Origin of the sequence: Streptomyces viridosporus, assembly GCF_002078235.1 — a bacterium.
GTDB lineage: Bacteria > Actinomycetota > Actinomycetes > Streptomycetales > Streptomycetaceae > Streptomyces > Streptomyces viridosporus.
Genome location: NZ_MSGP01000442.1, coordinates 433 through 651 on the forward strand (window position 1 = coordinate 433; position 219 = coordinate 651).

The window sequence follows — 219 nt, forward strand, 5'->3', positions numbered from 1 at the left end:
CGCGATCGCCTGCTGGGTGCGGGAGATCTCCGAGTCCATCTGCGCCTGGCTCAGCTGGGTCATGTGCGGGTGGGTGTAGCTGTGGTTGGCGACCCACATGCCCGCGTCCACCTGGGCCTTGACCAGGGAGGGGTTGGCGGCGGCGTACTGGCCCTGGTTGAACATCGTGGCGCGCAGTCCGTTCTGCCTGAGCGCGTTGAGCAGGTTCGGTGTGCTGCC

At 67.6% G+C, this 219-nt stretch carries 1 protein-coding gene; it reads right to left on the minus strand.

What is annotated here, in order from left to right:
- Window positions 1-219 (minus strand): polysaccharide deacetylase family protein (locus B7L92_RS42825; protein WP_255311185.1); only part of this gene is annotated, 219 nt, incomplete at both ends.